Consider the following 11708-nt stretch of genomic DNA (forward strand, 5'->3'; position numbering starts at 1 on the left):
CATGACCGACGTACAGCACGACGCCGCAGAACGCTCCACCTCGCAGCTCGAGGAAGAGGGCGACATCGCGGCCGACTACATCGAAGAGCTCCTCGACATCATGGATCTCGATGGCGACATCGACATCGACGCACGCAACGGTCGCGCTTACGTTTCGGTGAACGCCGGTGAGGGTGCGAACCTCAACCTGCTCGCGAAGCCCGAGACGGTGAGCGCCTTCCAGGAACTCACCCGCCTCGCCGTGCAGACGAAGACCGGTGCGTTCTCGCGCCTCATCCTCGACATCGGCGGTTCGCGCGATGCACGTCGCGACGAACTGGCCGGCCTCGTCGAGCGCGCCGCAGAGCGCATCGAGGGCGGCGCCGCCGAAGCATCCCTGCCCCCGATGTCGTCGTACGAGCGCAAGCTCGTGCACGACCTCGTCGCCGAGCGCGGGCTGCACTCGGAGTCGCGTGGCGAAGGCTCCGACCGTCACACGGTCATCACCCGCGTTGGCTGATGTTTCACGTGAAACGATGACCGACGGACTCGAGCCCGAACCGGCCGCCGCGGTCGAACTCTTCGGCGAGCACATCGAGGGCGGGCGCGCGTTCGCGAACGCCCTTGCTCGTCACGGCGAAGAGCTCGGCCTGATCGGCCCGCTCGAACTGCCTCGCCTCTGGACGCGTCACATCCTGAACAGCGCTCTGGTCGCACCACTGCTGCGACCGGGGCGGGTCGGCGACGTCGGTTCCGGTGCGGGCTTGCCCGGCATCGTGCTCGCGATCATGCGACCGGATGTCTCGTTCACGCTCATCGAGCCGATGGAACGCCGGGTCGCATGGCTCGAGCGTCAGGCCGACGAGCTCTGTCTCGAGAACGTGACGGTCGTACGTGCCCGCGCCGAGGAGTCCAAGCTCTTCGACTCCCTCGACCAGGTGACGGCGCGGGCGGTGAGTGCCCTGCGCACGCTGATCCCGGTGACCGCTCCCCTGCTGCGCCCCGGCGGCGAACTGGTGCTCATGAAGGGCGCTGGCGTCGACGGCGAGATCGGCGCGGCCGAGAAGGTCATTCGCAAGTACCACCTGCACGATGTCGAGGTGCTCGTGCTCGGCGAAGGCGTCGTCTCCGAGGTCACGAGGGTTTTCCGCGCCACTGCGGGCTGATCACTCCCTTGCGCAACTCGCGGGGCATGAGACGGTGCGCTGGCGTGCCGAACTCCTGGCTGACCGCAGTCGAATCCGTCTCGATGCGCTGATCTTGGCCATTGCTGGTCGCAGCTCGTCCGTGACCGGTCATTGTCGAGAGGGTCGTCGATGTTTCACGTGAAACATCGGCTCGTGGAACGCTCTTCAGGTTGTCTCCCGTGCTCTGCTGCCCGACTGAGCGCAGCAGATGACGAGGCGCTTGCACCTCGATGCCACTACGGGCGGGATGTGTTCCGCTGAGCCTGCACCTTCGCTTCTCTGTTGTGCACGCTGCCGGGCTCGGAGACGAGATCGCGGGCGGGGATCGCAGATGTCGCGTCGGGATGCGGAGTCGCTCGAGGCGCGGGGTGCGAGTCCTCGCACTTGGACGCTCGTTCCTGAACGCGCACTTTTGCCCACCGATGTGAGGAGCGCACCGTTTCACGTGAAACGCTCCCGGCCGGGTGCCGCATCGCCGTCGCGTCGCTTCGGCTGTCCTCCCCGGTCAGCGCTACGAGGTGGATTGGCCTGTGGTGCGTCGATGCCGTGCAGGCGTACGTACGTCGAGACGATGCGGCTTGACTCCATCCTCACTCGCGGTCCGTGGTTGCCGACTCAGCCGAGCAGGTTGTCGCCCGCTCGACAACGTCGACGATCGCGGACTTCCCGTTGCCTGCTCCGTTGCGCGCTCCCCCGGGCTAGCCGCGCCCCGGTATTCCGCTCCCAGTCGCGGTCTGGCGATCGATGCATCGGGGGCGCGGGCTCAGCGCTCGCACGGCAGAGCTCATGCACCGCCCGCACATCGTGAGACACGGATGTGCTCTCGCCGCCGAATCGTCCGGTGGGCTATTCGCCATCAACGGAGCGCGTTCCCGGGTTTCGGCACCAAGTCGTTCCGTAATCGACCGATCTGCCGTTACTCGTCCACGACGCTCACTCATCGAGTTGTTGCGCACTCGCGCCGCGGAACCGCGCGCTCATTGCTGGCGTCGAACCCACTCGTATGGTGAACCACCGCCTCATGCTCGTTCGTGAACTCGCCGGAAGGTTCACGCCCGTACCAGGGCCGGCGCTTCAGGCCGGGGTGACTCACGCTCCTCGTCGGCTGGCCGCGCACCTTGCATCGCGTTCCCTCGGTTCGCGGCATTCGCCGCGGTGCCCGAGCCAGGTCTCGCGTGCGGGTCAACCCGGCGCGATCGAGTTCGGATGAGCGCGTGCAGAAGCACGCCTTCGACGCACCGTGAATTCCGGCATCAGCTCTCGCGCTCTTCGTCCTCCGAGCGCCGCCTGGATCAGGAGTTCCTGCGGGTGATGCAGCAGTTCGCCAGGTGTTCCGCTCCCGCGTTCGACCTTCGCCGCGCACCGCTCCGGCTTCGAGCCGGCGCCGGCGTCGCACGGGCCGCAGTCTGACTCGTCGTCGTCACGTCAGAGTGCCCGTGGAGCTCGAGGAGCTCCAGCACCCATGGCGAAAGTGATTGCGAGACGAAGAACGAGATGTTTCACGTGAAACACTGCTCTCGAGAGGATGGTTCATCAGTGGTGCCGTGACTGAGCGTCGCCGTCCTCCGGTCTCCTTGGTGTCGTCGGCAACTCGGGTCGAGCGAAGATCCGTGTTGTTCAAGTCCGCCCTGATCTGGATCAGTGATGCGCGGAGCGCTGCAACGTCAGTGGCGGAGCGTAACCTCGGCCTCGTGGCAGCGAACACGACACGACGACCCCGCGTCGTGATGATGTGCGCGCCTGGTGGTGCCGGCAAGACCACCTACGCCAAGCGTCTGGAGCGCGAGGGGTGGACGCGGCTGTCGTTCGAGGTGGAGTTCTGGGATCGCGGAATCTCGACGATGCCCTCCGCTGCAGTGGTCGCCGAGGTGGCAGCAGACCTGAAGACGCGCCAGCTGCGCCATGTTTCGGCGGGCGACGATGTTGTACTCGACTTCGGATTCTGGTTCCGCCGACAGCGCGATGAGTTCCGTGCTCTGCTCGCACCCAAAGACATCGTGCCGGAGACGGTCTACATCGCGACGAGTCTCGAGACCATCCTGAGCCGCGTCGGCGACCGACACGGCAGGCGGGCCGACGATTGGCCGCTCACCGAGCAGACGGCGACGGAGTACTTCGATCGGTTCGAGCCGCCGACGCTCGAGGAGGGACCACTCGCTGTGGTGCGCTCGGCCACCTGAATCAGGTCAGTCCTGATCCAGACCAGCGTGGTGGCGAGAGTGATCGCGGCACGAGAACTTCGGATGGTCTTGGTTGAAGGCATGCCTTTGTCTCGCCGATGCGCGACAGTGTTGAATCACTCCCCCACATCGCTGCGGTCCGCGTAGTGCTCGTCGCTGATCTTGAGCGATCTTCTCGGGTTCCTCTGGCCGAGGCCGATCTGGACATCGGGCTCGGGGATCTCGTCACGGCGGTACTCGCAACCGCAGCAGAGCCCGGCCGTCCTCGACGGGTGGCGTTGTCTGCGCCGATGGGCACGCTGAGCGGCCGGTTCGCGTGGCGCTCGGCACCCTACAGTTCGTGCGGCTCCACGAGTGTCGCATGGCTCGTGCGTCGACTCACCTCTACCTCTCTTGGCTCCTGCGTGCCGCTCCCCAGTCGAGCGGTTCCGCCTTCAGGCCGGACTGAGACTGGCGCGTCACGCCCGCGTCACGCCCGCGTCACTCGTGCACCGCGCGGCGGCCGTGCAGCCAGAACGATGTTCGCGCAGATGTGTGCGTTCGGGATGCCACCGTTTCATCACGCGGCTCTTCGGTGCTTTCGTCCGCCTCGCACTGTTGCACGACCCTCGCGGGTGGCGTATGCACACCCACTTCACATCCCGCCACGCGTGTGCCGCCGCCTCACGGCCCCCGAGCTGCGCCACCCTCGGCGCCCGTTGGTTCACGCGTGCCGCGCGTCTCGTGTCACGCGCAGCACCGACTCCTCGAGGCGCGCCGCTCCCGAGGGTAATCCGTTGCTGGAGGTCGAGCGTCATGAGCACAAGAGGAATCCGGCGAAGTGCCCTGTGTTTCACGTGAAACATCTGAGACGACAGTGCCGATGGGTGTGCCCCGTAATCGCGGTGCCGAGGGCTTGCTGGCCGCATGAAATGGCAGGGGCGGGCGGGGAAGGACGTGACGGGACGCACGGCGGCCACAGGGCATGACTGTCACCATCGCGTCATCCAGTCGAGATCGTGGGCTGTTCCGCCACCGAGAATTCAACAGCCCGATACGCGGCGGCTCCTCTGCGACGCGGAGCGGCCGGCACTGAGCAGCAGTGCACTGACCCACTCGTCGATGACCTCGGGGCGGCGCGACCCAGCCCACTGTGAGCTCCGGCAGACGGGGTCGGTCCGAGCATCGTCAGGAGTTCGCCAACGCGTGGGATGCCCGCGTTTGGGCGCATGCCGCTTCGATGTTTCACGTGAAACATGACCGTGCTGGCGACGCTCGGTGTCGATGCACGGCACGCACCAGGCCTCCACACAGGACGATCGGCACGGATCTCCTCGAGTTCGCACGTCTTTCAACTCGAGAGTCGGTTGCGCCGGTTAGGCTTGACTCTCGGATCGAAGACACCGCAAATGCGGTGATTCTCTCGAAAACCAAAGGATTTGGAGCAGGTATGGCACAGGGCGGGGGACGTGGATGGTTTCACCGCAAGCGCCCTCAGCCCTCCCCTGATGAGCCTGCTCGCGGCACCACACACTCGAAGTCCGGGCCGCTGACGCAGCCCGACATGCCGACCGGAGCGCCGCAACCGGCACAGTCCGTGCCTCCCGAGGTGCAACGCCCCGACGAGTGGAGTCCGGAGGCTCGGGTGGGCGCAACGCCCGTCGGCGCTGATACCGATGCAGTAGTGACCCACGGATCCCTTGCCGAGCAGTCACCGTCCCTCGAGCAAGCCGTGGTTCGCACAGCGGTTCGTGAAGCAGACGATGCACCCTCGCCATCGCCAACGAGCGAAGCCGCTGAGGGAGCCGGTGCGCCGGATCCAACTCCAGCGCCCGCAGTTGACACACCGGCGTCGTCGGGCATCGATTGGGATGCTGCGACGGCGGCGGCGCTCAGCGCAGACACGGATCCCGAAACCGACGCCGTGGAGCACCACCCCGCTGCGCCCGACCGCCTCCTCGAAGATCTGATCCGGGAGATCGTCGGCGATGCGGCGGCAGAAACTGCGTCATCACTTCACCCCACCCGCTCCCCCGGCGAGTCCGCACTCAGCGCACACGTCAGTGTGGAGTCGGACACTCTTGCACCGAAGGAGTCGGCGCAAGCAGGTCATTCACCAATCGCCGAGCCGGGCGTGGTCGAGCCGCCGCAACCGATCGCGCACCAGGCGTTCGAATCGACCGCGTCGCCAGTGCTGCCCGCGCCGCCTGCGCAGGCGTCGGCATCACTCGCTCCTGAGCCCCAGGCAGGCACAGACGTACCGGCCGCGCCAGCCATGGTGCCCGAAGCCGAGGTGCCCGAAGCCGAGGTGCCCGAAGCCGAGGTGCCCGAAGCCGAGGCGCCCCAAGCACCAACCGAAGCCCCCGATGTTTCACGTGAAACATCGTCAGATCACGGAGGAACCCCCCTGGCCTACGAACTCGCCGACGAGACCCGTCGGCGCACCGCTCTCGACGAAGCGGTACTTCCGCTTCCTCCCTCGACTCGCGTGCTGACGATCTCCAATCAGAAGGGCGGCGTCGGCAAGACGACCACCGCCGTGAACCTCGCCGCAGGGCTCGCCCGATCGGGCGCACGAGTGCTCGTGATCGACCTGGATCCGCAAGGGAACGCCTCGACGGCGCTCGGCGTCGATCACCGATCCGAGCGCAAGAGCGTCTACGAGGTGCTCGTCTCCGATGTCTCACTCGCCGAGGTCATCCAGCCCTCCACGGAACATGAGCTGCTCGACTGCGTGCCGGCAACGATCCACCTTGCCGGTGCCGAGATCGAACTCGTATCGCTGGTGGCTCGCGAGCAGCGTCTCCGCCGAGCACTCGACGCGCACCTCGCCTCGATGGATCGCCCGTACGACTACGTCTTCATCGACTGCCCGCCATCACTCGGCCTTCTGACCATCAATGCATTCGTCGCCGCTCGCGAGGTGCTCATCCCCATCCAGTGCGAGTACTACGCACTCGAGGGTCTGTCCCAACTGCTCAGCAACATCGAGCTGATCGAGAAGCACCTCAACCCCGAGCTCAGACTCTCGACGATCCTGCTGACCATGTACGACTCGCGCACCAATCTCGCCCAGCAGGTGGCGCAGGAGGTCCGCGACCACTTCCCCGAGCAGACCCTCGAGACGATCATCCCCCGATCGGTCCGCGTCTCGGAGGCACCCAGCTACGGCCAGAGCGTGATCAGCTACGACTTCGGATCGACTGGATCCCTGTCGTATCGAGAGGCCGCCGCAGAAATCGCTCGTCGCGGAGCGGCAAGACCCGAGGAGTCCAACTGATGGCAACGAAACGAACCGGCCTCGGACGTGGAATCGGTGCACTGATTCCGAGCGGTGAAGACAGTACCCGAGCTCGCCCGGTCGATGTGTTCTTCCCCGAATCTGAAACACAGACAACCACCGCGGTCGCGGTCGTCGAACAGGCGGCCGCTGCGGAGGGTCTGGTCACCGTTCCCGGCGCGCACCTCGCTCGGCTCGACCCCTACGATATCGTTCCCAACGCCCACCAGCCGCGTAGCGTCTTCGACCCCGACGACCTTGCGGAGCTCGTGCACAGCGTGCGCGAGTTCGGCGTGCTGCAGCCGATCGTCGTTCGACGTCATCCCGAGCTCGCCGGCAAGTACGAGCTGGTCATGGGCGAGCGCCGACTTCGTGCCACGAAGGCTGCCGGCCTCGACTCCATTCCCGCGGTCGTCAAGGACACGGCGAACGAAGACATGCTGCGCGATGCGCTGCTCGAGAACCTGCACCGCTCGCAGCTGAACCCGCTCGAAGAGGCGTCGGCCTACCAGCAGTTGCTGGCCGACTTCGGCATCACGCAGGAGCAGCTTGCTTCGCGCATCGGTCGCTCGCGGCCGCAGATCTCGAACACCCTCCGCCTCCTGCGTCTGCCCGAACCGGTGCAACTCCGAGTCGCGGCCGGTGTGCTGAGCGCGGGTCATGCTCGCGCCATCCTGTCGATCGGTGACGACGCGGCCGAGATGCAGCGATTCGCCGACAAGATCGTGAACGAGGAACTGTCGGTCCGTGCCGCTGAAGCGGTGGCCACGAAGGAGCCGAAGGCGTCCCGCCCCAAGCCGGCGGCGGGCAAGCGCCAGGACTTTCTCGAGGACTTGGCGTCTCGGCTCGGCGATCGCTTGAACACGCGCGTGAAGATCACGTTGGGCTCGAGGAAAGGCCAGATCACGGTCGATTTCGCGACGGTACAGGACTTGCGCCGCATCCTCACGGAACTCGGCGAGAATCTCGACGGCGTGTGATCGCATTTCGCCCGGAGAATCCGTCCTGACGAACCGAAATCCTGCGATTTCAGCTTGATACGCGGCGCACGGGCGCACGGTGCGCTGGGGATCGGAGCATGAAAGAGGGTCGGCCCGAATGGGCCGACCCTCTTCGCGTGGCAGGTGTCAGTCGATGCGGCCGTCAGACCGAACGTGCGTGAGCCGCTTCCACGAGAGACCCGTAGATCGCCGCAGCGCTCGAGCCCGACGCCTCGATGGCGAGCGGCACGAGCGACGTCTCGGTGAGACCGGGGATGACGTTCGCCTCGAGGAACCAGGGTCGTCCGTCGGCATCCACGATGAAGTCGACGCGTGAGAGGTCGCGGAGCCCGAGGGTGCGATGCGCGAGCACCGCGGCATCCGACACCGCCGAAACGACAGCGTCGCCGAGTCGCGACGGCGCATAGAAGGTCGTCTCCCCCGCGTTGTAGCGAGCCTGGAAACTGTAGACACCGGCGGTCGGCTCGATCTCCACGGCGGGCAGGGCCCGCGGGCCATCCCCCGAATCGACGACGGCGACTGCGATCTCGGTGCCGTGGATGCGACGTTCGACGACGGCCACATCGTCGTAGGTGAAGGCCTCGACCATGGCGCGCGGCAGGTCGTTCGTGTCTTCGACGATCGTGACACCCTGGGCCGAACCACCGGAGGCCGGCTTCACCACGAGGTCTCCCTCGAGGGCCGAGCGCACGACCTTCAGCACGCTCGACGCACCGAGCTCCCTGAAGGCCTCGTGGGAGAGCACGATCGACTCGGGAACATCGACTCCGGCGGAGGCGAGCAACGAACTCGCAACGGGCTTCGACCAGGCCCGCCGCGAGGCAGCACCCGAGGAACCGACGGTCGGGACCCCGATCGCCGCGAGCAACTCGAGCAGCGAACCATCCTCACCGCTCGATCCATGCAGCGCGGGGAATACGACATCGGGTCGCTCGTTCACGAGGAACGGCAGCAGGCCGGCATCGGGGTCACGGAGCACCACGCGGTGGCCGGCCGCGATCAGCGCGTCGGCCACGCGTCGGCCGGACCGCAGCGACACATCGCGCTCGTGTGAGATCCCGCCGGCGAGAACGACGACGTAGAGACCAGAAGAATCGCTCATGATCAGGGGTTTCTCCACTACTTCAGGTCGGACGGCGGTGCGGAGTCGTATCCGGCACTCGGTGGCAGTTGCAGCGAGCCCGTCCCCGCGAAGGTGTCGAGCAGATCGAGCTCGCCGTTCACCACGGTGGCGAGACGACGGATGCCGAGTCGGATCGCGTCGGGCGTCGGGTAGCAGAACGAGAGGCGCATCGCGTGCCGGCCGCGACCATCGGCGAAGAATGCCGTTCCGGGCGTATACGCCACGAGCTCCTTCACCGCGCGCGGCAGCATCTGCTTGGAGTCGAGCACGTCGGGCATCGTGACCCAGACGTAGAACCCGCCGTTCGGGTTGGTCCAGTTGAGCTGCGGCAGGTACTCCCCCAGTGCCTCGATCATCGCGTCCTTGCGCTCGCGATACACGCCGCGGAAGGTGTCGATCTGCGCGCGCCAGTCGGCCGTCGCGAGGTACTCCGACACGACCATTTGGCTGAAGGAGCTCGGCGAGAGGATCGCGGATTCGGCCGCGAGGATCAGCTTTTCGCGGATGGCGTGCGGCGCGAGCGCCCACCCGACGCGGAAGCCGGGAGCGAGCGTCTTCGAGAACGACCCGAGGTAGATGACCCCCTCGGGATCGAGCGAGCGGAGTGCGTTGGGGGCCGGTTCGTCGAAGTGCAGCAGGCCGTAGGGATTGTCTTCGAGCACGAGGATCTCGTTCGAGCGGCAGATCTCGAGGATCTCGGGCCGGCGCTCGGCCGAGAGCGTGACGCCGGCCGGATTGTGGAAGTTCGGGATCGTATAGAGGAACTTGATGCGACGCCCCTGGCCGCGCAAGGCGGCGATCGTCTGGCGCAGTGCCTCGGGGATGACGCCGTGCTCATCGGTGGCGACGTGAGCGACGTTCGCCTGGTACGAGCGGAAGATGCCGAGCGCACCGACGTAGCTGGGCGACTCGGCGAGGATCACGTCTCCGGGATCGATGAAGAGCTTCGCGACGAGGTCGAGGGCCTGCTGCGACCCGGTCGCGGTCACGACGTTGTCGACGCTGCCGTGGATGCCCTCGAGCGACATGACTTCGAGGATCTGCTCGCGGAGCTCGGGGATCCCCTGGCCGGAGCCGTACTGCAGCGCCACGGCACCGCGCTCGCGCATGACCTTCTCCATCGAGGAGGTGATGAGGTCGTGCGGCAGCGCCGAGACGTACGGCATACCGCCGGCCAGCGAGACGACCTCGGGGCGGGAGGCGACGGCGAACAGGGCTCGGACCTCGGAGGCGGCCAGGCCGGCGGCTCGCTCGGCGTAATTCGCATACCAAGGATCGAGATTGTTGCCGGTCCGCTGGGGGACGCCGTCAGATGTCACTGCGCTGCTTCCGTTCTGTTCAGGGTTTCCACTGTAGTTGCTGGGTTCCGGGGTGGTCGTTCGGTGTCGCGGGGCCGCGACATCCGTTCAACTGACGCCCGAAGCCGAAGCCGAAGCCGAAGCCGAAGCCGAAGCCGAAGCCGAAGCCGAAGCCGAAGCCGAAGCCGAAGCCGAAGCCGCGAGACGCCGGAGACGCGAAAGACCCGCCCGGCTTTCGCCGGACGGGTCTGGAGATCGACCGCCGACTACGAGATGTAGGCGGCGAGGTCGGCCTCGAGTGCGGGCTTCGGTTTGGCGCCGATGACGGTCTTGACGACCTCGCCCTTCTCGAAGACCTTGAACGCGGGAATCGCGGTGATCTGGTACTTCATCGCCAGACCGGGGTTCTCGTCGACGTTGAGCTTGACGATGTCGAGCTTGTCGGCGTGCTCCGTCGCGATCTGGTCGAGGATCGGGCTGACGGCGCGACACGGGCCGCACCACTCGGCCCAGAAGTCCACGAGGACGGCCTTCTCGTTGTTGAGGACCTCCTGCTCGAAGGTGGCCTCGGTCACTGCACGTGCAGTCATTGCGTTCTCCTTTGGTGAAACCTCGGTGATCGGATGCCGCGGAGCGGGGCTTGCGGCGATCGGTGACGTCGCTCGTGAGAGCGGCGAACGATCAGGTGATGACGGCGAACTCCGTCTCGAGCACGGCCTCGGCGGCGTTCTCGTTACCGAGTGCTGCGAGGTAGTGCTCGGCGTCGAGTGCGGCGGCCGCGCCGGAGCCGGCGGCGGTGATCGCCTGACGGTAGTGGGGGTCGATGACGTCGCCGGCGGCGAAGACGCCCGGCTGCGAGGTCTTCGAGGTGCGCCCCTCGAGTGCGATGGTGCCCTCGGGGGTGAGGTCGAGCTTGCCGTGCACGAGGTGCGTGCGCGGGTCGTTGCCGATCGCGACGAAGAGGCCGTCGAGGGCGAGGTCGCGCTCGTCACCCGTGACGGTGTCGCGCAGCGTCACGCCGGTCACGGCCGACTCGCCGAGCAGGCGCGCCACTTCGGCGTTCCAGATGAACTCGATCTTCTCGTTGTCGAACGCGCGCTGCTGCATGATCTTCGAGGCCTTGAGCGAATCGCGGCGGTGGATCACGTAGACCTTGTCGGCGAAACGGGTGAGGAACGTCGCCTCCTCCATCGCCGAGTCGCCGCCGCCGATGACGGCGATGGTCTTCTGACGGAAGAAGAATCCGTCGCACGTCGCGCACCACGACAGGCCGTGGCCCGAGAGCACCTCTTCTTCGGGCAGGCCGAGCTTGCGGTACGCCGAACCGGTCGCGTAGATGATGGACGCGGCTTCGTGCTCGTCGCCATTGCCGAGCTTCACGCGCTTGACGGGGCCGTCGAGTTCGAGCTCGACGACGTCGTCGTAGACGACCTCGGTGCCGAAGCGTTCGGCCTGCTCCTGGAACTTCGTCATGAGATCGGGGCCCATGATGCCCTCGGGGAAGCCGGGGTAGTTCTCGACCTCGGTCGTGTTCATCAGCTCGCCGCCGATCTCGACCGAACTCGCGATGAGCAGGGGTTTCAGCTGCGCGCGTGCGGCGTAGATCGCGGCCGTGAAACCGGCCGGTCCCGAGCCGATGATGATGATGTCGCGCAAAGCCGCTCCCGTCGTTGCTGGTGAT

9 protein-coding genes are annotated in these 11708 nt (G+C 66.5%); 5 read left to right on the plus strand and 4 right to left on the minus strand.

What is annotated here, in order from left to right; all coding sequences use genetic code 11:
* Nucleotide 1: 1 nt before the first annotated feature.
* The 5 genes from VPH61_RS04895 to VPH61_RS04915 all read left to right on the plus strand — a co-directional run bounded on the left by VPH61_RS04895 (nt 2) and on the right by VPH61_RS04915 (nt 7585).
* On the plus strand, nt 2-499 hold the full coding sequence (locus VPH61_RS04895) for a Jag family protein (protein WP_129231534.1): 498 nt from the start codon (nt 2-4) through the stop codon (nt 497-499).
* Nucleotides 500-515: 16 nt separating this feature from the next.
* Nucleotides 516-1145: a 16S rRNA (guanine(527)-N(7))-methyltransferase RsmG gene (rsmG, locus tag VPH61_RS04900; RefSeq protein ID WP_332062380.1), complete on the plus strand. Its 630-nt coding sequence runs from the start codon at nt 516-518 to the stop codon at nt 1143-1145.
* A 1712-nt stretch (nt 1146-2857) separates the two neighbouring features.
* Nucleotides 2858-3346, plus strand: coding sequence for an AAA family ATPase (locus VPH61_RS04905; RefSeq protein WP_332062381.1), 489 nt, complete (start codon nt 2858-2860; stop codon nt 3344-3346).
* Between the two features lie 2254 nt (nt 3347-5600).
* Nucleotides 5601-6605, plus strand: a complete 1005-nt coding sequence (locus tag VPH61_RS04910; protein WP_332062539.1) for a ParA family protein — start codon at nt 5601-5603, stop codon at nt 6603-6605.
* Complete coding sequence (locus VPH61_RS04915) at nt 6605-7585, plus strand: ParB/RepB/Spo0J family partition protein (protein ID WP_332062382.1); 981 nt, start codon at nt 6605-6607, stop codon at nt 7583-7585. The genes VPH61_RS04910 and VPH61_RS04915 overlap by 1 nt, the downstream gene beginning before the upstream one ends.
* A gap of 163 nt (nt 7586-7748) precedes the next feature.
* On the opposite strand, the gene VPH61_RS04920 is transcribed toward VPH61_RS04915, so the two are convergent.
* From VPH61_RS04920 to trxB, 4 genes are all read right to left on the minus strand, one after another.
* On the minus strand, nt 7749-8708 hold the full coding sequence (locus tag VPH61_RS04920) for a D-alanine--D-alanine ligase family protein (protein ID WP_332062383.1): 960 nt from the start codon (nt 8706-8708) through the stop codon (nt 7749-7751).
* A 17-nt stretch (nt 8709-8725) separates the two neighbouring features.
* Nucleotides 8726-10048 (minus strand): aminotransferase-like domain-containing protein, encoded by a 1323-nt coding sequence (locus VPH61_RS04925; RefSeq protein ID WP_332062384.1) that lies wholly within the window; start codon nt 10046-10048, stop codon nt 8726-8728.
* 245 nt (nt 10049-10293) lie between these two features.
* Nucleotides 10294-10617, minus strand: a complete 324-nt coding sequence (gene trxA / locus VPH61_RS04930) for a thioredoxin (RefSeq protein ID WP_056007113.1) — start codon at nt 10615-10617, stop codon at nt 10294-10296.
* A gap of 91 nt (nt 10618-10708) precedes the next feature.
* Nucleotides 10709-11683 carry a thioredoxin-disulfide reductase gene (gene trxB / locus VPH61_RS04935; RefSeq protein WP_332062385.1) on the minus strand — a complete coding sequence of 325 codons (975 nt, stop codon included), beginning with the start codon at nt 11681-11683 and terminating at the stop codon, nt 10709-10711.
* Nucleotides 11684-11708 lie beyond the last annotated feature (25 nt).

Source organism: Agromyces sp. CCNWLW203 (assembly GCF_036576125.1).
Lineage (GTDB): Bacteria > Actinomycetota > Actinomycetes > Actinomycetales > Microbacteriaceae > Agromyces.

What these genes read in the sequence shown, in the direction of transcription:
- VPH61_RS04895 (WP_129231534.1), top strand. Translation starts at nt 2, where the DNA reads ATGACCGACGTACAGCACGACGCCGCAGAACGCTCCACCTCGCAGCTC.
- rsmG (WP_332062380.1), top strand. Translation starts at nt 516, where the DNA reads ATGACCGACGGACTCGAGCCCGAACCGGCCGCCGCGGTCGAACTCTTC.
- VPH61_RS04910 (WP_332062539.1), top strand. Translation starts at nt 5,601, where the DNA reads ATGGTGCCCGAAGCCGAGGTGCCCGAAGCCGAGGTGCCCGAAGCCGAG.
- VPH61_RS04915 (WP_332062382.1), top strand. Translation starts at nt 6,605, where the DNA reads ATGGCAACGAAACGAACCGGCCTCGGACGTGGAATCGGTGCACTGATT.
- VPH61_RS04920 (WP_332062383.1), bottom strand. Translation starts at nt 8,708, where the DNA reads ATGAGCGATTCTTCTGGTCTCTACGTCGTCGTTCTCGCCGGCGGGATC.
- trxA (WP_056007113.1), bottom strand. Translation starts at nt 10,617, where the DNA reads ATGACTGCACGTGCAGTGACCGAGGCCACCTTCGAGCAGGAGGTCCTC.